The organism is Cytobacillus sp. OWB-43 (assembly GCF_034651445.1).
Lineage (GTDB): Bacteria > Bacillota > Bacilli > Bacillales > Cytobacillaceae > Cytobacillus > Cytobacillus kochii.
In genome coordinates, this window is sequence record NZ_JAYEFF010000001.1 from 596121 (window position 1) to 619677 (window position 23557).

27 protein-coding genes are annotated in these 23557 nt (G+C 35.6%); 21 read left to right on the forward strand and 6 right to left on the reverse strand.

Annotation, left to right across the window (positions count from 1 at the left end; all coding sequences use genetic code 11):
- Positions 1 to 14 precede the first annotated feature (14 nt).
- Entirely contained in the window at positions 15 to 1874 is a 1860-nt protein-coding gene (mutL, locus tag U9M49_RS03020; protein ID WP_095369450.1) for a DNA mismatch repair endonuclease MutL, read from the forward strand.
- Positions 1875 to 1994: 120 nt separating this feature from the next.
- On the opposite strand, the gene mreBH is transcribed toward mutL, so the two are convergent.
- Positions 1995 to 3005 (reverse strand): rod-share determining protein MreBH, encoded by a 1011-nt coding sequence (gene mreBH / locus U9M49_RS03025; protein WP_095369449.1) that lies wholly within the window; start codon positions 3003 to 3005, stop codon positions 1995 to 1997.
- 308 nt (positions 3006 to 3313) lie between these two features.
- Here mreBH and miaA point away from each other — a divergent pair, with 308 nt between their 5' ends.
- The 3 genes from miaA to spoVK all read left to right on the forward strand — a co-directional run bounded on the left by miaA (position 3314) and on the right by spoVK (position 5778).
- A complete protein-coding gene (miaA, locus tag U9M49_RS03030) occupies positions 3314 to 4279 on the forward strand; it encodes a tRNA (adenosine(37)-N6)-dimethylallyltransferase MiaA (protein ID WP_095369448.1) in 966 nt (321 codons plus the stop codon).
- A gap of 28 nt (positions 4280 to 4307) precedes the next feature.
- Positions 4308 to 4538, forward strand: coding sequence for an RNA chaperone Hfq (gene hfq / locus U9M49_RS03035; RefSeq protein WP_095369447.1), 231 nt, complete (start codon positions 4308 to 4310; stop codon positions 4536 to 4538).
- Between the two features lie 289 nt (positions 4539 to 4827).
- Positions 4828 to 5778, forward strand: a complete 951-nt coding sequence (gene spoVK / locus U9M49_RS03040; RefSeq protein ID WP_095369446.1) for a stage V sporulation protein K — start codon at positions 4828 to 4830, stop codon at positions 5776 to 5778.
- A 133-nt stretch (positions 5779 to 5911) separates the two neighbouring features.
- Here the strand turns inward: spoVK and U9M49_RS03045 are convergent, their stop codons facing one another.
- Positions 5912 to 6520 carry a trimeric intracellular cation channel family protein gene (locus U9M49_RS03045; protein ID WP_095369445.1) on the reverse strand — a complete coding sequence of 203 codons (609 nt, stop codon included), beginning with the start codon at positions 6518 to 6520 and terminating at the stop codon, positions 5912 to 5914.
- A gap of 241 nt (positions 6521 to 6761) precedes the next feature.
- On the opposite strand from U9M49_RS03045, the gene hflX reads away from it, so the two are divergent.
- From hflX to U9M49_RS03085, 8 genes are all read left to right on the forward strand, one after another.
- A complete protein-coding gene (gene hflX / locus U9M49_RS03050) occupies positions 6762 to 8018 on the forward strand; it encodes a GTPase HflX (protein ID WP_307314327.1) in 1257 nt (418 codons plus the stop codon).
- An 18-nt stretch (positions 8019 to 8036) separates the two neighbouring features.
- On the forward strand, positions 8037 to 9308 hold the full coding sequence (locus tag U9M49_RS03055) for an aminotransferase class I/II-fold pyridoxal phosphate-dependent enzyme (protein ID WP_095369444.1): 1272 nt from the start codon (positions 8037 to 8039) through the stop codon (positions 9306 to 9308).
- Positions 9309 to 9491: 183 nt separating this feature from the next.
- Positions 9492 to 9902 (forward strand): MerR family transcriptional regulator, encoded by a 411-nt coding sequence (locus tag U9M49_RS03060; RefSeq protein ID WP_095369443.1) that lies wholly within the window; start codon positions 9492 to 9494, stop codon positions 9900 to 9902.
- 41 nt (positions 9903 to 9943) lie between these two features.
- Positions 9944 to 11278 carry a type I glutamate--ammonia ligase gene (gene glnA / locus U9M49_RS03065; protein ID WP_095369442.1) on the forward strand — a complete coding sequence of 445 codons (1335 nt, stop codon included), beginning with the start codon at positions 9944 to 9946 and terminating at the stop codon, positions 11276 to 11278.
- A 292-nt stretch (positions 11279 to 11570) separates the two neighbouring features.
- On the forward strand, positions 11571 to 11885 hold the full coding sequence (locus U9M49_RS03070) for a hypothetical protein (protein WP_322909250.1): 315 nt from the start codon (positions 11571 to 11573) through the stop codon (positions 11883 to 11885).
- Positions 11886 to 12154: 269 nt separating this feature from the next.
- A complete protein-coding gene (locus tag U9M49_RS03075) occupies positions 12155 to 12502 on the forward strand; it encodes a hypothetical protein (RefSeq protein ID WP_322909251.1) in 348 nt (115 codons plus the stop codon).
- A gap of 269 nt (positions 12503 to 12771) precedes the next feature.
- The gene (locus U9M49_RS03080) at positions 12772 to 13119 is read left to right on the forward strand and encodes a hypothetical protein (RefSeq protein WP_322909251.1); all 348 of its coding nucleotides are present in this window, start codon (positions 12772 to 12774) and stop codon (positions 13117 to 13119) included.
- A 439-nt stretch (positions 13120 to 13558) separates the two neighbouring features.
- Complete coding sequence (locus U9M49_RS03085; RefSeq protein ID WP_157733734.1) at positions 13559 to 13744, forward strand: hypothetical protein; 186 nt, start codon at positions 13559 to 13561, stop codon at positions 13742 to 13744.
- Between the two features lie 724 nt (positions 13745 to 14468).
- On the opposite strand, the gene U9M49_RS03090 is transcribed toward U9M49_RS03085, so the two are convergent.
- Entirely contained in the window at positions 14469 to 14753 is a 285-nt protein-coding gene (locus U9M49_RS03090) for a DUF4257 domain-containing protein (protein ID WP_224936226.1), read from the reverse strand.
- Between the two features lie 196 nt (positions 14754 to 14949).
- Positions 14950 to 15597, reverse strand: coding sequence for a transcriptional repressor LexA (lexA, locus tag U9M49_RS03095; protein WP_095369436.1), 648 nt, complete (start codon positions 15595 to 15597; stop codon positions 14950 to 14952).
- Between the two features lie 131 nt (positions 15598 to 15728).
- Between lexA and U9M49_RS03100 the strand changes: the two genes are divergently transcribed.
- From U9M49_RS03100 to U9M49_RS03125, 6 genes are all read left to right on the forward strand, one after another.
- A complete protein-coding gene (locus tag U9M49_RS03100; RefSeq protein ID WP_095369435.1) occupies positions 15729 to 16061 on the forward strand; it encodes a LysM peptidoglycan-binding domain-containing protein in 333 nt (110 codons plus the stop codon).
- A gap of 14 nt (positions 16062 to 16075) precedes the next feature.
- Positions 16076 to 16741 (forward strand): recombinase family protein, encoded by a 666-nt coding sequence (locus U9M49_RS03105; protein ID WP_095369434.1) that lies wholly within the window; start codon positions 16076 to 16078, stop codon positions 16739 to 16741.
- A 472-nt stretch (positions 16742 to 17213) separates the two neighbouring features.
- Positions 17214 to 17444, forward strand: coding sequence for a DUF896 domain-containing protein (locus U9M49_RS03110; RefSeq protein WP_095369433.1), 231 nt, complete (start codon positions 17214 to 17216; stop codon positions 17442 to 17444).
- Between the two features lie 159 nt (positions 17445 to 17603).
- Positions 17604 to 19601 carry a transketolase gene (tkt, locus tag U9M49_RS03115; protein WP_095369432.1) on the forward strand — a complete coding sequence of 666 codons (1998 nt, stop codon included), beginning with the start codon at positions 17604 to 17606 and terminating at the stop codon, positions 19599 to 19601.
- Between the two features lie 136 nt (positions 19602 to 19737).
- Positions 19738 to 20172, forward strand: a complete 435-nt coding sequence (sirA, locus tag U9M49_RS03120) for a sporulation inhibitor of replication protein SirA (RefSeq protein WP_095369431.1) — start codon at positions 19738 to 19740, stop codon at positions 20170 to 20172.
- An 84-nt stretch (positions 20173 to 20256) separates the two neighbouring features.
- Positions 20257 to 20475, forward strand: a complete 219-nt coding sequence (locus U9M49_RS03125) for a YneF family protein (RefSeq protein WP_095369430.1) — start codon at positions 20257 to 20259, stop codon at positions 20473 to 20475.
- A 199-nt stretch (positions 20476 to 20674) separates the two neighbouring features.
- On the opposite strand, the gene U9M49_RS03130 is transcribed toward U9M49_RS03125, so the two are convergent.
- Positions 20675 to 20854: an aspartyl-phosphate phosphatase Spo0E family protein gene (locus U9M49_RS03130; protein ID WP_095369429.1), complete on the reverse strand. Its 180-nt coding sequence runs from the start codon at positions 20852 to 20854 to the stop codon at positions 20675 to 20677.
- 304 nt (positions 20855 to 21158) lie between these two features.
- Here U9M49_RS03130 and U9M49_RS03135 point away from each other — a divergent pair, with 304 nt between their 5' ends.
- The 3 genes from U9M49_RS03135 (at position 21159) to U9M49_RS03145 (ending at position 22984) form a co-directional block, all read left to right on the forward strand.
- Positions 21159 to 21866 (forward strand): cytochrome c biogenesis CcdA family protein, encoded by a 708-nt coding sequence (locus U9M49_RS03135; protein ID WP_095369428.1) that lies wholly within the window; start codon positions 21159 to 21161, stop codon positions 21864 to 21866.
- 181 nt (positions 21867 to 22047) lie between these two features.
- Positions 22048 to 22407: a response regulator gene (locus U9M49_RS03140; protein ID WP_095369427.1), complete on the forward strand. Its 360-nt coding sequence runs from the start codon at positions 22048 to 22050 to the stop codon at positions 22405 to 22407.
- A gap of 82 nt (positions 22408 to 22489) precedes the next feature.
- Positions 22490 to 22984 carry a CcdC family protein gene (locus U9M49_RS03145; RefSeq protein ID WP_095369426.1) on the forward strand — a complete coding sequence of 165 codons (495 nt, stop codon included), beginning with the start codon at positions 22490 to 22492 and terminating at the stop codon, positions 22982 to 22984.
- Positions 22985 to 23060: 76 nt separating this feature from the next.
- Here the strand turns inward: U9M49_RS03145 and U9M49_RS03150 are convergent, their stop codons facing one another.
- Positions 23061 to 23486, reverse strand: a complete 426-nt coding sequence (locus U9M49_RS03150) for a DUF2621 domain-containing protein (protein ID WP_095369425.1) — start codon at positions 23484 to 23486, stop codon at positions 23061 to 23063.
- Between the last annotated feature and the right edge of the window lie 71 nt (positions 23487 to 23557).

Genomic DNA, 23557 nt, shown 5'->3' on the forward strand with positions numbered 1-23557 from the left:
AAGGGTGAATCCTAATGGGTAAAATCAAGCTCTTAGATGATTATCTATCAAATAAAATCGCAGCAGGAGAAGTCGTTGAGCGTCCAGCATCTGTTGTAAAAGAATTAGTTGAAAATGCAATTGATGCAGGCAGTTCTGTTATAGAAGTGGAAGTAGAAGAAGCTGGCCTTTCAAGTATCCGCATCATCGATAATGGAGAAGGAATAGCAGAAGATGACGTTCTCCATGCGTTCCACCGACATGCGACAAGTAAAATCCAAGACGAGAGCGACCTATTTAGGATTCGCACATTAGGATTTAGAGGGGAAGCGTTGCCCTCTATTGCTTCCGTTTCCAAAGTTGAATTGAAGACTTGCCATAGTGATATAGGTACGAGAGTGGTGCTTGAAGGCGGAAAAGTTGTAACGATGGAAAAGGCAGCTAGTCGTAAAGGTACAGATATTACCGTGTCAGATTTGTTTTACAATACGCCGGCTAGACTTAAATATATGAAAACGATTCATACCGAATTAGGTAATATTACAGATGTCATGAATCGCTTATCTTTATCACACCCGGAGATTTCATTCAGGTTACTCCATAATGATAAGCAATTGTTAAAAACAACAGGTAATTGTGATGTTCGTCAAGTTTTAGCGGCGATCTATGGTTTAAATATTGTCAAAAAAATGATTCCCATTCAAACTCAGTCCCTTGACTTCAAGGTTTCTGGTTATGTAGCGTTACCAGAAATAACGAGAGCTTCGAGAAATTATATTTCAACGATGATCAATGGTAGGTTTATTAAAAACTACCCTTTAGTGAAAGCGATTCAGGAAGGTTATCATACATTATTGCCGATAGGACGGTATCCCATTGTTTTATTAAACATTGAAATGGACCCATTATTAGTAGATGTAAACGTTCATCCTTCTAAAATGGAAGTTCGGTTAAGTAAAGAGCATGAATTAAACGAATTAGTAACGGCCACCATTAAACAAGTCTTTAAAAAAGAAGAATTAATTCCAAGTGGCTTTACCGAAAAGAAAATAATTAAGCCAAAAGATGAACAAACATTCCTTCACCTCGATCATTTACCTGAAAGAAAACCATTTAAAGAGATCGAGCAAGAAAGGAAAGAAACAGAAGTACAATTCATCCAAGAAGATTCAGTAACACCAAATCAACAAGTAAAAAATACGATCTTTGAAACGGCTCCTGCAATAGAAGTTTCTGCTCCACCTAAAGAAGTGGATTCACAAGAAGGAGAAAATATAACGCTTGCAGAAGAAGAGGAATTCGTGCTTCCTTCTAGAGTCCCAGCGATGTATCCTATAGGTCAAATGCATGGTACCTATATTTTTGCACAAAATGATAATGGTTTGTATATCATTGACCAGCATGCGGCTCAGGAAAGAATCAAATATGAGTTTTTTAAGGAAAAGGTTGGGAAAGTAGAAAGTGAATTACAGGAGCTTTTGATTCCAATGACCTTTGAATATGCGAATGACGATGTGATAAAGATTGAAGAATATAAAGACGAACTTGAAAAAGTGGGAGTTTTCTTAGAGGAGTTTGGCCACAACAGTTATATCGTTCGTGCGCATCCACAATGGTTTCCTAAAGGAGAGGAACAAGAAACGATTGTGGATATGATAGAACAATTGCTGAATATGAAACGAGTGGATATAAAAAAACTGAGAGAAGAAGCGGCTATCATGATGAGTTGTAAAGGTTCCATAAAAGCAAATCGCCATTTACGTAACGATGAAATTCAAGCATTACTTGATGAGTTACGACAAACGAATGATCCCTTTACTTGTCCTCATGGTCGCCCAATTATCATTCATTATTCTATATATGAAATGGAAAAAATGTTTAAGCGTATTATGTAAGACTTGCTTTAAAGAGACCTTTGTTTTAAGAAGGATACAGGAAATCAACTCTAAAACGCTTATGGTCACATAAAAAGAGAGAACCGCAAAATTAGTGATACGCGGTTCTCTCTTTTTTAATTATTTCGCATTGGCTGTTTGTAATTTGTCCATGTATTTTAATGATTTTCCTGTTCCAATTGCGACGGATTCTAACGGATTTGGAGCAAGGTGAACAGGCACATCAATCTCTTGACTGATCCATTCTTGCATACCGTTAAGTAAAGCTCCACCGCCAGTTAAAATGACTCCACGGTCAACGATATCACCGCTTAATTCAGCAGGGCTATCTTCTAATGTTGCTCTTAGTGCTTCTAAAATACTGAGTAACGCTTCTTTCATCGCATCCCTAATTTCAAAGGAAGAAAGCTCAATGGTTTTTGGTAAACCAGTAACTAAATCTCTCCCACGTATCTCCATTTTTAATTCATCATGGTTAATCAGCGCATGGCCAATCTCAATTTTAATATTCTCTGCTGTTCTTTCACCAATAAGTACGTTGTATTCTTTACGCACATACTGAATAATATCATCGTCTAAACGGTCTCCGCCAATACGGACGGAGTGGCAAGCAACTACACCACCGAAGGAAATAATCGCCACTTCAGTTGAACCGCCACCTATGTCAACTACTACATTTGCTACTGGCTCATCGACTGGCATACCAGCGCCAATTGCTGCTGCAACAGGTTCCTCAATAACGAAAACTTTTTTTGCACCGGCGTTTCGTACTGCGTCTTGAATCGCTCTTCTTTCAACACTTGTCGACCCGGAAGGTGTACATACAACAACACTCGGCTTTCTAATTGAGAAGCCACCAGCTTTTGCAGCTTTTTTCATAATATGACGTAACATTTCTGTTGTTGTATCGAAATCGGCAATTACCCCATCTTTTAGTGGGCGTATGGCGACAATTCGTCCCGGTGTTTTACCAATCATTTCTTTTGCTTCAGAGCCAACTGCAAGCACTTTTTTTGTTTCTGTATCAATCGCAACAACAGAAGGCTCATTGAGAGCGATTCCTTTTGCTTTACTATAAACAAGTATATTAGCTGTTCCTAAATCGATTCCAATTTCAGCATTTCCTATCATTATCAATCACCTAATTTCCTATAATTCTGCTTCGTCTCAATCCATTTTCATAAGACCATATTCATAAGACATCTTATCTTAAACTCCGCTTTTTATAAGGTAACATGAAACGACTATAGAAGCCTGAATGTAAATAAAACGTTATAAAAATGTAATCTCCACTGTAAAAAAGAATCGAATCCGCAATAAAAAAGGTTTAATTTGTAGAAAAAGGGTGAATAATGTTTGAGTATTGATTGTCTTTTTTCCTTCCTATGCTTATGGTACGATAAGGTAGAAATTGAAAGACTAAAAGGCAGTGTGAGTGAATGACAAATCAAAAAGAAAAAATCATTATTCTTATAGGACCTACTGCTGTAGGGAAAACAAAAACAAGTATTGAACTGGCAAAAAAATATAATGGTGAAATTATTAGTGGTGATTCCATGCAAATTTACAAAGGTATGGACATTGGTACAGCTAAAATAACGAAAGAAGAGACAGAAGGTATCAGCCATCATTTAATTGATATTAAAGAGCCAGATGAAAGTTTTTCGACAGCTGAATTTCAAACAATTGTCAGAGAAAAGATAACTGAAATCAGTAGTAAAGGGAAGTTACCCATTATTGTAGGGGGGACGGGACTATATATACAATCCGTTCTATTTGACTATCAATTTTCAAATGCCCCCTCAGATGATGATTTTCGATATCGCTTAGAGGAAAGGGCGAAAGTTGAAGGGAATGTTTGTATACATAAGGAATTACAGGTGGTCGATCCGGTATCTGCGGGAAAAATACATCCTAATAATATTCGAAGAGTGATTCGGGCTCTCGAAGTATACCATTGTACGGGAAAAACGATGACAGAATGGCAAAGTAAACAGGAACTTGAATCGGTATATAATGCCGCTGTAATCGGTTTAACAATGGACAGAGATCTTTTGTATAAACGAATTAATCAGAGAATAGATATGATGATGGATAATGGCCTATTGGAAGAGGTGAAAGGGTTTAGTGATAAGGGGTTGCAAAACTGTCAGTCCATGCAAGCGATAGGATATAAGGAATTCTACCCTTATTTTGATGGTTTGATTACTTTAGACGAAGCTGTTGATCAACTAAAGCAAAACTCACGAAGATATGCCAAAAGACAGCTAACCTGGTTTCGTAATAAACTGGATGTTAGTTGGATAGATATGAGTGAAGCTCTCGATTCAAAGGGTTTTCATAAAAAAATAAATGAAATTTATGTAACGATTGAAGGAAAGCTGAAAATTAAATCGAATACATAATAATAGAGATAAAAGAGGAGGATTTGTAATGAAAACATCAATCAATATCCAAGATCAATTTCTAAATCAATTGCGAAAAGATAATGCCAATGTGACAGTTTTCTTGTTAAACGGTTTCCAAATTAGGGGGCAAGTAAAGGGATTTGATAATTTTACTGTCCTATTTGAATCAGAAGGAAAACAACAACTTGTTTATAAGCACGCGATTTCAACATTTGCTCCTCAACGAAATGTATCGCTAGATATGGAACAAAAATAATAAAGTTGCCTTGTCGAGTCCGCAAATGATGCGGGCTTTTTCTTATGCTTTGACAATCTTGTTGGAAGAAATTCTGTTGTTCTATAATTTATATTTAATTATTAACAATTTTGTTTTCACTAAAAAAACTTTAATGATTTTCCTCCAAATTGAATATATATGAACAAGAAGACTCTAACTTCTAATAATAGAATAGGCTAAATAACGACTTGAGATAACGACTAGGCTTTTGTCACAATTAAGGCAATCTTAGCGTATACTGGTGCAAGAGAATGTGAGGTGAAAGCTATTGGATCAGCCGATTCGTTTGAAAAATAATGGACAAATCAGTATTGTACTAAATTCTCAAAAAAGAAAAGCCTTAACAAAGGAAATACCCGAACCGAATGTTGTACAAAAAACCTTACAATCAGAGCATCTTGCTCTTAGAGAAATTGAAGAAGAATTAGCTGCTTTAGTAGGCATGGAAGAAATGAAGAGAATGATTAAAGAAATTTATGCCTGGATCTATGTGAACAAGAAGCGAGAAGAAGCAGGACTGAAAGCGGGAAAGCAGTCCCTTCATATGATGTTCAAGGGAAACCCTGGTACAGGGAAAACAACGGTAGCGAGGTTAATAAGTAAGCTATTTCAAAAAATGGATGTTTTGACAAAGGGACATTTGATCGAAGCTGAAAGGGCTGACTTAGTAGGAGAATATATTGGCCATACAGCTCAAAAAACGAGAGATTTAATTAAGAAAGCAATCGGAGGCATACTTTTTATCGATGAAGCATATTCCCTCGGTAGAGGAGGGGAAAAGGATTTTGGTAAAGAGGCAATCGATACATTAGTGAAACATATGGAAGATAAACAGCATGATTTTATACTGATTTTAGCCGGATATTCAAAAGAAATGGACTATTTTTTATCTTTAAATCCGGGTTTACATTCTAGGTTTCCGCTAGTTATAGATTTTCCAGATTATTCGATTGAACAATTAATGGAGATTGGGCAAAGAATGCTGAAACAAAAAGAGTACGTACTTAGTAGAGAAAGTGAAAGGAAATTAAAAGATCACTTACTTTGGGTGAAAACAGTCTTAAATCCACAAACATTTTCTAATGGAAGATATATAAGAAATATTATCGAAAAGGCAATACGCGCACAATCCATGAGGCTTTTAATGCAAAGTCATTATGACCGCCATGAATTAATGACTATTAGAAGCAACGACTTAGTTTTTGAAGAAGATGATTGACCTTGTTTTAGCTCCGATTAATTTAGGAGCTTGTTTTTGTTATTAATAGAGATGGAAATTGAATTAAGCAGAGCCAGTCTCCTACCTTTTATCGTGGGCTGAAACGTGGCTCTGTTTTTTTACTATTTTATATTTAATTTAACTTGAATTGTTTTGTAGGAAGTTTCCATTTATAAGTGTAAGATAATACTCTAAGGGCTGTAATTGTTATGAATAATATTATGAGTTCTACTGCTGATGTGAAAATATTTAATCCAATTAATAGCCCAGTAATAATCGCCCAAACAGCATAGATTTCTGATCGTAATACTAAAGGTTTTCTTTGTGCTAATAAATCACGAATCATTCCACCACCACTACCGGTTAATACTGCGGCAACGATAATTGCGCTTAATGGATGATTCATATCAGCAGCATAAAGTGCACCTTGTATAGCAAATGCTGATAATCCGATGGCATCAGTGAAGTTTCCCCACTTATGCCAATGCTTCAATAAGTGATGGGGAAAAATAATAATCAATGTAATAGACAAGAGGGCGATTTGAAAAAAAGTTCCCTGTTCCCACAATGTTGATACGGGTACCCCAATTAATAAATTACGGATGGCTCCCCCACCAAAGGCAGTGACAATACCTAAAATATAAATGCCTAATATATCATAATCTTCTTCCATTGCTACGATAGCACCGCTAATGGCAAAAGCAATTGTACCAATCATACTTAAAAAATCCCAAGTTAACATCACATATCACCACACGTTCTTAAAATCCTGCTAAAACACAAACATATAGATTTTAACATGAAAAAGCATGAAATCAATGATTTTCAATAAATAAATTTTTGTGGTAAACAATAATTATTGATTACTTAGCAGGGACATTTTGGATAACCGGAAATTTTCTCCCTTTAACGTAAAGAATAATTAGTGAATTACAAAAGAATTTGATATGATAATGATATGTTAAAAAGAAAGTAGGGCTTTAATGGAACAACAGTCTTTTAAAGAAAAAGCGATACTTGTCGGCTGTCAAACGACTGAAGACGATTTGCAATATAGTTATTCAATGGATGAGCTTGTGTCTCTAACAAAAACAGCTAAAGGTGAAGTGATTACAAGTGTTGTACAAAAAAGAGAGAGAATTCATCCATCTACATATATAGGAAAAGGGAAAGTTGAAGAAATATCACGCCTACAAGAAGAGACCGAAGCAGATGTGATTATTTTTAATGATGAACTATCTCCTAGTCAAGTTCGTAACTTATCCGAATTCATTTCGGCAAGAATTATTGATCGAACCCAGTTGATTCTTGATATTTTTGCTGGCAGAGCTCGTTCAAAAGAAGGGAAACTGCAAGTTGAACTAGCTCAATTAAAATATTTACTACCGAGATTATTGGGACAAGGAACAGCACTTTCACGCTTAGGCGGGGGAATTGGAACAAGAGGTCCAGGTGAGACAAAGCTTGAATCAGATCGCCGTCATATACGAAGGAAAATTGATGATATTGATAAGCAATTGAGGGCAGTTGTTCATCATAGAAAGCGTTATCGTGAAAGAAGAAAGAAGAACCAAGCACTGCAAATAGCCTTAGTAGGTTATACGAATGCGGGTAAATCGACCTTGTTTAATCGCCTAACCGAAGCTGATTCCTATGAAGAAAATCAATTATTTGCCACACTTGATCCAATGACAAGAAAAATGTCTTTACCAAGTGGATATACAGCTCTTTTAACCGATACAGTTGGATTTATACAAGACTTACCGACTACGTTAATTGCAGCTTTTAGATCTACTTTAGAAGAAGTAAACGAAGCGGATCTCATTTTACATGTAGTCGATATGTCTAATCCGGACTACACCCAACATGAACAAACCGTACAACAATTAATTGATGATTTAGAGCAGGAAGAGATTCCACAATTGATTGTTTATAATAAAAAAGATGAAGCACATGAAAGGTTCATTCCAACAAAAGGTAGGCACACGTTACAAATGAGTGCATTAAATGATCGTGATCGCTATTTGCTAAAAGAAGCAATTGAACATGCGGTCACCCAATTAATGGATTCGTATACTGCTGCAATCCCTGCTTCAGAAGGAAAGTTATTATCGCTCCTAAATACGGTGACTATTGTGCGGAGTAGTGAGTTTATAGAAGAAAAACAAATGTATTTGGCTAAAGGTTTTTACTTCAAAGATCATCCAATCACACAAATGCTAAATCATTATAGAGTATAGAAAGTAAAGGTGTAAATCATGTTCCAAAGCTTAATAAATGGAGAATCTCTTTCTGAGATTGTTCAAGAAGTAGAAAAAAAAATTTCTTGTGTGACACATAAAATAGAGGAAAGAATAGATGAGAATCAATTTCGGGTTCTGCGGAGTTTTCAAAAACACCGTGTAAGTGATAGCCATTTTATACCGTCGACGGGATATGGTTATGACGATGCGGGTAGAGATACTTTAGAATTAATCTATGCAGATGTCTTTGGTGGCGAAGCAGCATTGGTTAGACCACAAATCATTTCTGGTACGCATGCTATATCCACTGCGCTATTTGGTATTTTACGACCGGGGGATGACCTTTTATATATTACTGGTAAACCATACGATACGTTAGAAGAAATCGTCGGTATAAGAGGTAAAGGGGTAGGGTCTCTAAAAGAATTTCGTATTGGGTATGATGCGGTTGAATTGCAAGAGGATGGTACTGTTGATTTTGAGGTACTCAAAGAAAGAATGACATCCTCAACAAAGATGGTTGGTATACAACGTTCAAAAGGTTATGCGGAAAGACCATCATTTACAATAAATGAAATTAAAGAAATGATTCATTTTGTTAAGTCCATCAACCCTGAAGTCGTTATCTTCGTCGATAATTGTTATGGTGAATTTGTTGAAGAAATGGAACCTTGTCATGTTGGTGCCGATTTAATGGCCGGTTCCCTTATTAAGAACCCAGGCGGTGGATTGGCGAAAACGGGTGGTTACATTGTTGGAAAAAAAGCCCTTGTTGAAGCGTGCTCTTATCGATTAACTTCCCCTGGCATTGGAGCGGAAGCTGGAGCCTCACTATATAGTTTACAGGAGATGTATCAGGGTTTTTTCTTAGCCCCCCATGTAGTAGGACAAGCTTTGAAGGGAGCGGTTTTTACAGCTGCAATTCTCGAATACTTTGGGATGAAAACTAATCCAAGATGGGATGCAGAGAGAACAGACCTTATACAATCAGTACAATTTGGTGATGCTAAAATGATGGTTGCCTTTTGTCAAGCGATTCAATATGCTTCCCCAATCAACTCTCACGTTACTGCCTATCCAGCATATATGCCAGGATATGAGGATGATGTCATTATGGCTGCGGGTACTTTTATACAAGGAGCAAGTATTGAGTTAACAGCAGACGGACCTATTCGGCCCCCGTTTGAAGCATATGTTCAAGGCGGATTAACCTATTCTCATGTGAAAATCGCCATTTGTACAGCGTTAGACCAATTATTAGAGAAAAAACTCATTCAAAAGTATTAATAAATATAGGGAAAGGAGGCGGATATACGCTGCCTTCTTTCAGTATTAGGAAAAAAGTTTGAAAATTTCATGATTTCCATGTGATAAAACATAACATTTTGTTGACAGATTATCTAACACGACATATAATAGGATATAAGATACAAAGAAATTAAAAGTAAAAGAATGAAGGAGGAGAGATGGTTGACTGGAAGTGAAATACGTCGTTCCATGCCGCTCTTTCCAATTGGCATTGTGATGCAGCTGACTGAGCTAACAGCAAGACAGATTCGCTATTATGAAGAACACCAATTGATTACTCCAGCTAGAACGGATACGAATAGAAGGCTATATTCATTGAATGATATTGATAAGTTGCTAGAGATCAAAGATTTAATTGATCAAGGTGTCAATATGGCTGGAATAAAGCAACTATTCACAGTGAAACAACAACAAGAGATGGATGAACAAGCATTTAAGAAGCAAGAAGAAAAAGTGAGACACGATTTGTCAGATGACGAATTGAGAAAGCTTTTGCGTAAAGAATTTATGCAAGCAGGTAGGTTTACTCGATCGTCTTTAAGACAAGGTGATTTATCACGCTTTTTCCATTAAAATAAAAAATCTTTTCTTGACTTTAAAGGAGGAAACACAAGGTGGCAAAATTCACTAAAGAAGATATCACACGAATTGCTGAAGAAGAAAATGTAAAATTTATCAGATTACAATTTACTGACATTTTAGGAACAATTAAAAACGTAGAAATCCCAATTAGTCAGCTTGAAAAAGCTTTGGACAATAAAATGATGTTCGATGGTTCCTCAATTGAAGGTTTCGTTCGCATTGAAGAATCAGATATGTATTTATTCCCAGACTTAGACACATGGGTAGTCTTCCCTTGGACAGCTGAAAAAGGAAAAGTTGCACGTTTAATCTGCGATATTTATAATCCAGATGGTACGCCATTCGCGGGAGACCCTCGTAATAACTTAAGAAGAATCCTTAAAGAAATGGAAGACCTCGGCTTTACAGATTTTAACCTTGGACCAGAACCAGAATTCTTCTTATTTAAGTTAGATCAACAAGGTGAACCAACTTTAGAGCTTAATGATAATGGTGGTTATTTTGATTTAGCTCCAACTGATTTAGGTGAAAATTGCCGTCGTGATATCGTTCTTGAGCTAGAAGAAATGGGCTTTGAAATTGAAGCTTCTCACCATGAAGTGGCTCCAGGGCAACATGAAATCGATTTTAAATATGCTGATGCACTTACAGCATGTGATAACATCCAAACATTTAAATTAGTGGTTAAAACAATTGCACGTAAACACGGTTTACACGCAACATTTATGCCAAAACCATTATTCGGTGTGAACGGATCAGGTATGCACTGTAACGTTTCATTATTTAAAGATGGTGTAAATGCATTCTATGATACAAAAGGTGATTTAGAACTTAGTGATACAGCACGTAATTTTATTGCAGGTATCATTAACCATGCACCAAGTTTCACAGCAGTAACAAATCCAACAGTAAACTCTTTTAAACGTTTAGTGCCTGGATATGAAGCTCCTTGTTATGTTGCTTGGTCTGCAAGAAACCGTTCACCACTTATTCGTATCCCAGCATCACGTGGTGTCAGTACACGTGTAGAAGTACGTAGTGTTGACCCAGCTGCCAATCCATACCTTGCAATGGCTGTTCTTCTTAAGGCTGGATTAGATGGTGTGAAAAACAACCTAACACCACCAGCTCCGGTAGACCGTAATATCTATGTTATGAGCAAAGAGGAACGTGAAGCTGAAGGTATTAAAGATCTTCCAGCTACACTTTATAGCGCGCTAGAACTTCTTAAACAAGATGAAGTAATGGTTGCTGCACTTGGTGAACATATTCTTGAGCACTTTATTGAAGCAAAAGAAATTGAGTGGGATATGTTCAGAACGCAAGTTCACCCATGGGAACGCGAGCAATATTTACAAATGTATTAATAGATAATACCAAAGTGGTTTTTCAGACTGTAGGTAAACTCGGTGTAATCGAGGTACCTACAGTCTTTTTTATTTAAAAATAGAAGAAAGTAAAGCGGTGAGGATCATCCTTGAGGCGTTTATTATGAACCTCTTTACATTTAATTTATAGAAGTAGCCTTAACATCTGATTTTTCATAAAAACTTAAGAAGATGTAATATAAAATGGTCTTTTAACAAGGTAATATAGCCCGTACAACTCTTCATCTTCCACATATAGTATTAACATAACCATAGAAAGGAGGATGAGAATATGGGATATAATAATCAAAACTATTCAGACTCATACGGATATGATCATAATGATTGTGGATGTGATGAGTTCTTTAGGAACATTTCCCGTGGTGAGGATGTGAAAGTATTCCTTAAAGGTGGCGGCCATGTGTTCGGAGAGTTTATCGATGTTCGTGGAAATTTAGTTTTTCTAGCAAAAGCTAACTGTAATCGTCACGATGATCGTCACGATGATCGTCATGATGATCGTCACAAAGATTGTTGCAACAAGAAAGATCGTGTAAGGATTACTACGATCTGTTGTGATGATATCATTGCAGTTGAAACTCGATAGTAAGAGTCCTTTTTATGAGTCTAAAAGAAGTTCTTGCAAGGGGTATAACTGCTTCGTATCATCATTCAACTAATTAATAGAAACTAAAAAGGGTCTCAGATAAAAGCAGCCATAATGGCTGCTTTTATATATTTGCTAGGATAGGTTTGAAAAACAAAAAAGGTCCACAGAGAAAAATAAAATGGTCTTTCAACAGGGGGATATAGCCCGTACAACTCTAAGACCATCCACATATAGTATTAACATAATCATAGAAAGGAGGAAGAAAAATGGGATGTAATAATAATTTCTATGGAAGAGGCTCAAGATATTCAGACTCATATGGATATGACAACAACAATCACGGTTGTGGTAATTACAGTAAAAACGACAATAAGGATTGTGGCTGTGATGAGTTCTTTAAGAATATCTCCCGTGGTGAGGATGTGAGAGTATTTCTTAAAGGCGGCGACCATGTGACAGGAGAATTCGTTGATGTTCGCGGTAATTTAGTTTTCTTAGCAAAAGCTAACTGTGATCGTCACGATGATCGTCACGATGATTGTTGCGACAAGAAAAATCGTGTAAGAATCACTACGATCTGTTGCGATAATATCGTTGCAGTTGAAACACGATAGTTAGGAGTTTCTTTATTGTGTCTTAGCGGATGCAAGGGCTATAACTGTTTAGTATTAACATTCAACTTGGTATCTATTTAATAGATACCAAAAATCGAGTTCAAAGCAGCCATAAAGGCTGCTTCTTTATTTTAGTTAGATAGGTTTGACAAACAAAAAGAAGGTCCACAGAGAAAATAAAATGGTCTTTTAATAGGATGATATAGCCCGTACACCTCCTTTATTATCCACATATAGTATTAACATAATCATAGAAAGGAGGAAGAAAAATGGGATGTAATAATAATTTCTATGGAAGAGGCTCAAGATATTCAGACTCATATGGATATGACAACAACAATCACGGTTGTGGTAATTACAGTAAAAACGACAATAAGGATTGTGGCTGTGATGAGTTCTTTAAGAATATCTCCCGTGGTGAGGATGTGAGAGTATTTCTTAAAGGCGGCGACCATGTGACAGGAGAATTCGTTGATGTTCGCGGTAATTTAGTTTTCTTAGCAAAAGCTAACTGTGATCGTCACGATGATCGTCACGATGATTGTTGCGACAAGAAAAATCGTGTAAGAATCACTACGATCTGTTGCGATAATATCGTTGCAGTTGAAACACGATAGTTAGGAGTTTCTTTATTGTGTCTAAACAGATATGTATGCAAGGAGTATAACTGTTGAGTATTAACATTCAACTTGGTATCTCTTTATTAGATACTAAAAAGAGTCCAACCAAAGCAGCCATAACGGCTGCTTCTTTATTTTAGTTAGGATAGGATAGCAAATTAAAAGATAGAAACAAAGAGAAAATAAATGGTCTTTTAACAGGGGGATATAGCCCGTACACCTCCAATACCCTCGACATATAGTATTAACATAATGATAGAAAGGAGGAAGAGATATGGGATATAATAATTGTTTTTTTGGAAGAAGACCAAGATATTCAGACTCATATGGATATGACAACAACAATCACGGTTGTGGTAATTACAGCAAAGACGACAATAAGGATTGTGGCTGCGATGAGTTCTTTAAGAACGTTTCCCGTGGTGAGGATGTGAGAGTGTTTCTTAAAGGTGGCGGCCATGTGTTCGGGGAGTTTATCGATATTCGCGGTAATTTAGTCTTCCTAGCTAAAGCAGACTGTGATCGTCACGATGATCGTCACGATCATTGTTGTTGTGACAAGAAAGCTCGTGTAAGAATTACTACGATCTGTTGTGATGATATTGTTGCAGTTGAAGTATAAGGAACTTAGGAACCCCGTAAGTTGAGAGTGCTTTTACTGTGTTTTAATGGAAGCTTATATATGGGAAAATAACTATTGCTAAAACTAAAAGGCATCTTCAAATACCGTTTTAACGGCTGCTTCAGACTGTAGATAAACTCCTTAAATGAGTTTGTCTACAGATTTATTTATTAATAATAGGAAGAAAAATTATAAGTAATGATGCGGATAGTCGAAATCAATGAGAAATAGTTACTTTAAGCGATTTAGTACTTGTGGGTTATTGGGTATGTAAAATCAAGGGGGGCAATTGATTCATTTATGAACTGAATTTAAGGTGTATGTATGATGAAGTAGGTCGTTCAAGTTACCAATCAATTGAATAATTGGCATTTAATCATCCTAGCTATTTGTTTTCATGAAAAATGCTTTAATATTTATTTACCCATAAAACATCATGTCAAGTAGTAGGTATCAAATTTAAAAACATTAGCTCGTATTGAATGGATGAACAGTACTTCAGGAGAGTGGTTCTATGGGCTGTGTAAGACATACATATTACAATTTAAGAAGCAACACAAAACGTTAAACGAAAATGTGTTATGTCCCTTCCATAAAGGTGAAATAGAACTGTTTAAGCGGGTATTTCTAGCGCTAGAATAGTAGGTAAAAAGCGAAGTTGTCTAAATAAAATTTGTTCTTGTTATATACAACAAAAAACCGTTCATAAGAACGGAATAAAATTTTATTCTTGATCTTTTACTTTTAGGGTATCTAATAATTTTAAGATACCCTCACCTCCCATACCAGATACGAGAGAGATGATGAAAACAGCAGTGGGGGAATCCGGTGTTGTTGTCACAATGACAAATACGGCCGCCAGTCCTCCTAGTAAGATGTCTTCTAAGAACCCTAAATAAATGAATTTTTTCGTCATCCGTGGCTTGACTAGTTTGCCTAATCTCTGCAAATGTCCTGCAACACCGACAATTCCACCAATCAACGCAGCGAAGAGAATGTTCATTAACATTTTTCCTTCACACTCCTAAAGCCGAGATTTTTTTGCGACCTTAGGTTGATTCTTGGTGTAAATTTCATTATAATATATTTTTGTCTCGATGTAATGATTCTATTTTACTGAATTTTTCAAATTTTATAATTGTATGAGTAACATATAAAGATAATTGCAAACTATTAAAAAGGAGTGTCAATAATGACACTCTTTTTTAATGTATTTGACGATAAACACCAATAACTTTGCCTAAAATAGATACATTGTGCAAGATAATCGGCTCCATAGTAGGGTTTTCTGGTTGCAAGCGGATAAAGTTCTTCTCTTTAAAGAATCGCTTAACGGTGGCCTCATCATCTTCTGTCATAGCAACCACGATTTCTCCATTATTTGCTGTTTGTTGCTGCTTGACTATGACATAATCACCATCTAATATGCCAGCTTCAATCATACTTTCTCCCATAATTTCAAGCATGAAGATATTTTCATCACTCGGAGCCATTCTTTCAGGTAAAGGGAAATATTCCTCAACATTCTCAATCGCAGTAATGGGGTGACCAGCAGTAACCTTACCGATAATAGGTACGTTCACCGTTTGCACTTTAGGTATTGGGTTGCTCTCTTCTAGATTTAATACCTCAATGGCACGGGGTTTTGTCGGATCTCGACGAATAAGACCTTTACTCTCTAGTCTGGCTAGATGGCCATGTACGGTTGAACTTGAAGCAAGTCCAACAGCTTCACCTATTTCCCTAACGGAAGGTGGATAACCTTTTTGTTTTACTTCATCTTTTATAAAATTCAATATATCTTGCTGCCTCTTAGATAATTTCACGCTATCACGCACCTTCGTCAATTTCATTAAGATTATTATACCATCAGTAGTAAATAGATACAAACATAAGTTCGAATTTTCTTATTGACAGAAACAAATGTTCGCATTATACTAAAATTATTAAATCGAACATATATTCTATTCAGGGGTGGCAATTAATGATAAAACAATTGTGGAATTCTTATAGTTATGCTATTATTCTTATCGCTTTTAGTTTCGGTATGGTTTTCTTATTATTTTTGAACACTGGTAATGCAAATCAGGAGGAATATGTAAAAGTTGAAGTAAAACAAGGAGATTCTTTATGGAAAATAGCGGAGGAGTTTAAAGATGCCCATAATATGTCTTCTAAAGACTTTGTTGCTTGGGTAGAAGAATTTAATCATATACATTTAGGTAAAATACATCCTGGTGATACGGTATATCTTCCCATTACAAATGGTGAAATAATATCTGAAACAAATTTAGCTAGTGTGATATTAGAAGACTAAAGGAATGAAAGAGAATGAATGTAATTATATATTGCAGGGTGAGTACGACGAAGGATACCCAGGAAACGTCTCTTGCTAGACAAGAAGAAGAACTTTTACATTTAGCGAGAATGAAGGATATGAATGTAGTTGAAGTCATACGTGAGAAAGCAAGTGGCTATGATTTAGAAAGAATTGGTGTGTTGCAATTATTGGAGTTACTTAAACAAAATCAAGCAGAGGCTGTTCTTATTCAAGATGAAACCAGGATTGGAAGAGGAAATGCTAAAATTGCCATCTTACATTGTATACTTAAAGAAAATGGGAAGATTTATACAATTGCCCATAATGGAGAATTGCAACTTTCAGATTCTGATTCTATGGTATTACAAATTGTTAGCATGGTTGAAGAGTATCAAAGAAAACTACATAATGTAAAAATAAAAAGAGGGATGCAAAAAGCTGTTCAAAAAGGCTTTCGACCTGAAAAAAATTTAAAAAACCAAGGAAATATAAACGGAAGAGAACGAATAGAGGTACCAATAGAAGAAATAGTAAAATTGAGACAAAATAACCTTACTTTTGCAGAAATTGCTGCAACGTTAAGAGGCTTTGGTTATAAAATATCTAAAGCGACAGTAAACCGTAGGTATAATGAATATATAGATGATATAGAGCAGATGGATAATGAATCATCATGATATAGGCATAATATGTTAAGTCGATTGATTAGTTGTAATTTAACTTAAAAACTAAGAAATATTAGTACTGATACCAAGCAAGATAAAGGCATACTAAAAGATCCTACAATCGTTCGTGGGTTCAGACAAGTGAACTGTGAATGGTTATTTGTTTCCGAGGATTCATCCGTGTTTTTTCATTTAACGTTAGTTGTTAGTGAAAGTATTATTCCCTTATTCCCCTTATTTACATACATACATACATACGCTCCCTATATTAATAGTCTCACATTTTTAAGTTGAGAACACTGCTACATTGCCATACCTAATAATAAAGCAATACGATACCAACTTATTGGCGTCTGAAATGAAAATCAAAAGATGATTGTAAAACTGCTTTCTTGTAAAATGCAGTCATATTTAGTAATATGGCTATTAAGTATCTTCTCCATATGGAATGAAGAACTTTTTGGATGGGAAGGAGTGTAGCACAATGATTTCAAAAGAAAAATTAGCGAGAATTAATTCGCTTGCTAAGAAAGCGAAAACAGAAGGTTTATCAGAACCAGAAGCAAAGGAACAATCTAAATTAAGAAAAGAATATTTAGAGAAGTTTAGAGCTTCTATGTTAAATACATTAAAAGGTGTTACTGTTATTGACCCTGAAGGTAATGATGTTACACCAGAGAAGTTAAAACGTGAACAAAATAAACCACTTCACTAAGATTGTGTTTATAAATTTTTAAAAGGAAACTGTCACGAACAGTTTCCTTTGTTGTTGTTTTATATGACAATTATATAATTTTTTACCTTTCTGGTTGTAACTGAAGGTGAAAGTCTATTATATTTAATTTGTAGGATATATATTGAAAGGATGTCGTTCATGTTCAACAAAACAGATGCTTTATCAATTAGTGCCATAAGAACATTGTCTATCGATGCAGTCGAGAAGGCAAACTCTGGTCATCCAGGAATGCCAATGGGAGCTGCGCCAATGGCGTATACTTTATGGACAAAGTTTATGAATCATAATCCCAAAAATCCTGATTGGTTTAATCGTGATCGCTTTGTGTTATCTGCGGGTCATGGGTCTATGCTTTTGTATAGTCTCCTTCATTTATCGGGATATGGTCTTTCTTTAGATGATATTAAAGAATTTCGCCAGTGGGGTAGTAAAACACCAGGACATCCTGAATATGGCCATACACCAGGTGTAGATGCGACAACAGGTCCATTAGGACAAGGGATTGCCATGGCAGTAGGGATGGCAATGGCAGAAAGTCACTTATCAGCTGAATATAATAAAGATGGCTACAATGTAGTAGACCACTATACATATAGTATATGCGGAGATGGAGACTTAATGGAGGGAGTGTCTGCAGAAGCAGCTTCTCTTGCTGGTCACCTTCAATTAGGAAAGTTGATTGTAATGTATGATTCTAATGACATCTCATTAGACGGAGATTTAGATCAATCATTTTCTGAAAGTGTAGCCGATCGTTTTAAAAGTTATGGCTGGCATTATCTTCGAGTAGAAGATGGAAATAATCTCGATGAAATTGCCCAGGCAATTGACAGCGCTCGTCAAAATACTACACAACCGACGTTAATAGAAGTTAAAACAGTAATTGGTTATGGATCCCCGAATAAGGCAGGCTCATCTGCTTCTCATGGTTCACCACTAGGCTCATCTGAATTAAAATTAACAAAAGATGCTTATGAGTGGACATTTGAAGAAGATTTTCATGTTCCTGAAGAAGTATATGCACACTTCAAACAAAATGTAGCTATTAACGGTGAAAAAGCAGATAGTGAATGGAAAGATCTTTTCGCTGCTTACAAAAAAAATCATCCGGAATTAGCAGAACAGCTAGAAGGTGCAATCAAAGGTGAATTACCAAATGGTTGGGATAAAGATATTCCCGTATATGAAGAAGGTAAAAGTTTAGCCACTAGAGCGTCTTCAGGGGAAGCTCTCAATAGTATTGCGAAGAACTTACCATCTTTCTTTGGTGGTTCAGCTGATTTAGCAGGTTCGAATAAGACGATGATTAAAGATGCAGAAGACTTCTCAGCAACTAATTATGCTGGAAAAAATATTTGGTTTGGCGTACGAGAATTTGCTATGGGTGCCGCTTTAAATGGTATGGCTTTACACGGTGGTCTAAATGTTTTTGGAGGGACATTCTTTGTATTCTCTGACTACTTAAGACCAGCTATTCGGCTTGCAGCATTAATGAAGCTACCTGTTACTTATGTTCTTACACATGACAGTATTGCTGTAGGTGAAGATGGACCTACTCATGAACCAGTTGAACAATTAGCAGCGCTTCGTGCCATGCCAAATTTAGCAGTTATTCGCCCAGCTGATGGAAATGAGACTTCAGCTGCTTGGAAGTTAGCGATTGAATCAAAAGATCAACCAACAGCACTTGTGTTAACTAGGCAAAATATTGCTACACTACCAAACTCAGCAGAGTTAGCCCCTGAAGGAGTTCAAAAAGGTGCTTATGTGATTGCAAAAGCAGAAAAAGAGCAACCAGATGCGCTTCTTTTAGCGACAGGGTCAGAGGTAGAATTAGCGGTGAAGGCTAAAGCTGCTTTAAAAGAAGAGGGCTTTGATGTGGCAGTAATCAGTATGCCGGATTGGAAACGATTTGATGCTCAATCAAATGAATATAAAGAATCTGTATTACCTAAAAATGTAACCAAACGTTTAGCCATTGAAATGGCAGCATCATTTGGCTGGCATAAATACGTCGGTCTAGAAGGCGACGTTTTAGGAATTGATCAATTCGGTGCTTCTGCACCAGGAGATATTCTAATAAAAGAGTATGGGTTTACTGTAGAGAACATCGTAAGTAAATTAAAAAGTTTATAAACATGAGCGAAGAGGGAATTTCCCTCTTCGTTTTTTTTCGACAAAAAAAGTAGAAATTTATAACAAAAAGAGACAGAAAATACAGAAATAAAATTTTATAATAAGAAAAAGACTTGTCTAAAAAAGGAGTAATTCTATGAGAACGTATCAGCTATATTTAATAGATGAACCTTTTGCGTCTCATTATTTTGGTAGAGAGCAAATGTTTTATCAGCTGTTCAAGGAATATGAACAAGCGACTGGGACGATCCAATTTATTTTGGGAAAACAAATTGCCTTTATCACCAAGAATATTCCAAAAGATAAAGTAAATAATGATTTATATAGAGAATTATATGCAGAGAAAAAAGTTTCTTATAAGAGTAATGCGTTTTATATTAAAGAAAAAAATAGTCAAGCTAAGTTGATGATCTATGATCGTTTTCTTAGTTTAGAGGCTCAAGGAAACTATGATGCAGAGACGGTGTTCTTTGAAGTCCTACGAAAAGAAGAAAGTTCTTATTTAGCTATCGACCTTTTTCATAATCGATTTGGCTGGTTAAAGCCAATAAAAGAAAGAAAGTTTGTCTAAATTAGAGAAAATCATCAGCAAATATTGTATAATAACCTTTGGTCTAGTACACTGTATGATAGACAACATGAAGGAGGAAGTAGTATGTGGACATATATTCTAGTTGGTATATTAGCATTACTTGCTGGTGTAGCACTAGGATTTTTCATCGCTCGTAAATATATGATGAGCTACCTAAAGAAAAATCCACCAATTAATGAACAAATGCTTAAAATGATGATGATGCAAATGGGAATGAAGCCGTCTCAGAAGAAAATTAACCAAATGATGAATGCGATGAATAAGCAACAACCTGGAAAATAACTTACGAACTATAGTTAGATAAAGTTACTAGGTTCAATTGCATATAGATAGAAACAGAGCAAACTTTATTTTTCGGTTCTTCATTGCAACTAAGAAATAGACCAAAGCTAAACTTTAGCTTTGGTCTATTTCTTTAGTCAGTATCATATTGTCGAATTCTCTGATATCACGTCACTTGTTTAATCCAAGTGTTAGCCTTTTATGCTTGTCTATTTAATGTGAGTCTGCTCTCGTAAAGACGATTATATTCATTTAATAAAGAATCTAACTCCTGACTATATTTTATGGCAGAAGCAGAGTTGAGGCCGTTTCTCATAGCGGTTTGTATCAGTTCTCGTCTTTTTTGTTCAATTAATAGTAGTAAGTCTTGTTTGTTCACGCACCTAAAACTCCTCTGCGATTTTGTTCTAACCATGAAGTAGTTTCTATTTTGTCCCAAATATACTTTTATTAATTATAGCGAATAATGGTAATTAATTCAAAAGAAACTTATGTAAAACTTTTTACATTCATTATACATATCACCAAATGATTCAACGAGATTGATACAATATCGAAATAAAACTGGTGTTTAACGTGAGTGTTAAATGTTAGACACAAATTATTCAAAAAGATTAATTTCTTTTCTCATAATGTTTTGATAGAATGGGGAAGGAAAAAGGGGAAGGTATGGAGGTGTTGGTATGACTGATGTGAATTTTATTATTGCTCTTGGTGCAGGCTTTTTGAGTTTCATCTCGCCATGCTGTTTACCATTATATCCGGCATTTTTATCGTATATCACTGGAATGAGCGTAGGTGAATTAAAAACGGAGAATGCACTGCTACAAAAACGTAGTTTGATACATACGCTATGCTTTTTATTAGGATTTTCAATTGTGTTTATTGCCATCGGCTTTGGTTCTTCTTATATAGGTAACTTTTTTTATGAATATGCTGACCTCATCCGTCAAATTGGAGCCATTTTTATTGTTATATTTGGTCTAGTGATCTTAGGTTTACTTAAACCAGCATTTTTAATGAAAGAAAGGAGATTTGATTTTAAAAATCGACCGACTGGTTACTTCGGTTCAGTTTTAATAGGTTTAGCCTTTGCTGCTGGTTGGACACCTTGCTCTGGACCTATTTTAGCATCAGTTATTTTACTTTCAGCAACAAATCCTGGATCTGGCCTATTTTATATGATTGCCTATATTATTGGCTTTGCTGTGCCATTTTTAATATTGTCTTTCTTTATCGGTAAAATGAAATGGATTAAAAAACATAATGTAAAGATTATGAGAATTGGTGGGATTTTAATGATAGTAATGGGTGTCGTCTTGTTTTTTGATTGGATGACTGATATAATCTCCCTTCTCACTATGTTGACAGGTGGTTTTACTGGTTTTTAACAGTGATAATTGGATTAAAAAGCGAGGAAAACTCGCTTTTTGTTCCTTGCGAAAATTGTCGTTGGGTTTAAATTGAAATTATTAGAAAAATTAGATATATTGTAATGAGTGATATTATTTTGAAATCGTAGTTCTTTAATATGAGATGTTGTAGCGGATGTGTTTGGAGGAGGAATAATAGGTGGCAAAGATACTAGTAGTAGATGATGCAAAATTTATGAGGCTGACTTTAACAAATATATTAAAAAAAGCCAATCATGATATTGTGGGCGAAGCGGAGAATGGTAAACAAGCCATTGCTTTATATGAAGAATTAACACCAGACCTTGTGACAATGGATATTACAATGCCAGAGATGAGTGGATTAGAAGCAATGAGAAAAATTAGAGCTGAATACCCAACAGCTAGAATTGTTATGTGTTCAGCCATGGGTCAACAAAAAATGGTAGTAGAAGCGATCGAAGCTGGGGCAAAAGATTTTATCATCAAACCATTTGATGAAGTTAGAGTGATAGATGCAGTATCGCGAGTGTTATCTTAATATCATACATATAATTTACTATTGAATAGGAATTAGATATAATAATAAGTGTCATTGATTTTATTGTAAAAGGATGTTTTTTATGGACATGGTGTTGTTGACATCAATTGGAGCTGTTTCTATGGCAGTATTAGCTATGTTCATCCGAATGAAGGCAGCTAATCATCCAGTCACGATTAAGAAGATAATTTTACCTCCCGTGTTTATGAGTACGGGGGCATTAATGTTTATTTTTCCCTATTTTCGCGTTACGCCAATTGAATTAATGGAAGCTGTTATAGTAGGGGCATTGTTTTCCTTAATATTAATCAAAACGACTAAATTTGAAAAGAAGGAAGACGAAATCTATTTAAAGAAATCGAAAGCGTTTATATTTATCTTAATAGGTTTACTTATTATTCGGCTCGTTGCCAAACTGATGCTAAGTTCGACTATAGACATAGGTGCACTTGCAGGAATGTTTTACTTATTAGCATTTGCGATGATTGTTCCATGGCGTATGGCAATGTTCGTTCAATTTCGCAAAATGGACAAAGCGGTAAATGTCAAACAAGTTAGATCAAGACCAACTACTTAACAAGAAAAGAAGCACCTTTAAGAGTGTCCTAACTTTTAAAGGTGCTTCTTTGTTATTGTGCAATTTCTGCTTCGTTTTAAAAAAGATGTTCATATGGTGTCATGTTGATTTCTTTTTGTGCCAATTTTTTTCTTAGAAATTTATGATCTTTTTTTGGAGTAGCAATTATGTAGCCGCGGATGAGAATTTCCTCTGTTATCTTTGTTGCTTTTTCCTTTACAGCTAATTCCCCAATTTTTCCAGCTATCTTTTGTCTGGCAACATCACGAAAAAGTTCTGGTACTGGACTAACGAGATCATTTAATAACTCTTTTTCTTGTTGTCCCCATAAATGCTGTGTTTGTCTTACGTAATATTCTTCCCAATCCATATCAGATTTACCGTCAGCTTTAGGCAGCCGTTTTAAAAACTTTCGGAACATAAAGAAACCACCAATGGACATAAGGATTACTAATATGACAACCCAAAAAAGTATAAACCACATAAACCAACCATCGAGCATGTTCTTTTCACCCTTACCGTTCTTATTCTCTCATTATTATAAGCCTTCTTATGCAATCAGACAAGCAAGCG

Bases quoted from the DNA above. Each gene is read 5' to 3' on its own strand.
- mutL (WP_095369450.1), top strand. From the start codon at position 15: ATGGGTAAAATCAAGCTCTTAGATGATTATCTATCAAATAAAATCGCA.
- mreBH (WP_095369449.1), bottom strand. From the start codon at position 3,005: ATGATAGGAAATGCTGAAATTGGAATCGATTTAGGAACAGCTAATATA.
- miaA (WP_095369448.1), top strand. From the start codon at position 3,314: ATGACAAATCAAAAAGAAAAAATCATTATTCTTATAGGACCTACTGCT.
- hfq (WP_095369447.1), top strand. From the start codon at position 4,308: ATGAAAACATCAATCAATATCCAAGATCAATTTCTAAATCAATTGCGA.
- U9M49_RS03045 (WP_095369445.1), bottom strand. From the start codon at position 6,520: ATGTTAACTTGGGATTTTTTAAGTATGATTGGTACAATTGCTTTTGCC.
- hflX (WP_307314327.1), top strand. From the start codon at position 6,762: ATGGAACAACAGTCTTTTAAAGAAAAAGCGATACTTGTCGGCTGTCAA.
- U9M49_RS03055 (WP_095369444.1), top strand. From the start codon at position 8,037: ATGTTCCAAAGCTTAATAAATGGAGAATCTCTTTCTGAGATTGTTCAA.
- U9M49_RS03070 (WP_322909250.1), top strand. From the start codon at position 11,571: ATGGGATATAATAATCAAAACTATTCAGACTCATACGGATATGATCAT.
- U9M49_RS03075 (WP_322909251.1), top strand. From the start codon at position 12,155: ATGGGATGTAATAATAATTTCTATGGAAGAGGCTCAAGATATTCAGAC.
- U9M49_RS03080 (WP_322909251.1), top strand. From the start codon at position 12,772: ATGGGATGTAATAATAATTTCTATGGAAGAGGCTCAAGATATTCAGAC.
- U9M49_RS03090 (WP_224936226.1), bottom strand. From the start codon at position 14,753: ATGTTAATGAACATTCTCTTCGCTGCGTTGATTGGTGGAATTGTCGGT.
- lexA (WP_095369436.1), bottom strand. From the start codon at position 15,597: ATGAAATTGACGAAGGTGCGTGATAGCGTGAAATTATCTAAGAGGCAG.
- U9M49_RS03100 (WP_095369435.1), top strand. From the start codon at position 15,729: ATGATAAAACAATTGTGGAATTCTTATAGTTATGCTATTATTCTTATC.
- U9M49_RS03105 (WP_095369434.1), top strand. From the start codon at position 16,076: ATGAATGTAATTATATATTGCAGGGTGAGTACGACGAAGGATACCCAG.
- U9M49_RS03110 (WP_095369433.1), top strand. From the start codon at position 17,214: ATGATTTCAAAAGAAAAATTAGCGAGAATTAATTCGCTTGCTAAGAAA.
- tkt (WP_095369432.1), top strand. From the start codon at position 17,604: ATGTTCAACAAAACAGATGCTTTATCAATTAGTGCCATAAGAACATTG.
- sirA (WP_095369431.1), top strand. From the start codon at position 19,738: ATGAGAACGTATCAGCTATATTTAATAGATGAACCTTTTGCGTCTCAT.
- U9M49_RS03125 (WP_095369430.1), top strand. From the start codon at position 20,257: ATGTGGACATATATTCTAGTTGGTATATTAGCATTACTTGCTGGTGTA.
- U9M49_RS03135 (WP_095369428.1), top strand. From the start codon at position 21,159: ATGACTGATGTGAATTTTATTATTGCTCTTGGTGCAGGCTTTTTGAGT.
- U9M49_RS03145 (WP_095369426.1), top strand. From the start codon at position 22,490: ATGGACATGGTGTTGTTGACATCAATTGGAGCTGTTTCTATGGCAGTA.
- U9M49_RS03150 (WP_095369425.1), bottom strand. From the start codon at position 23,486: ATGCTCGATGGTTGGTTTATGTGGTTTATACTTTTTTGGGTTGTCATA.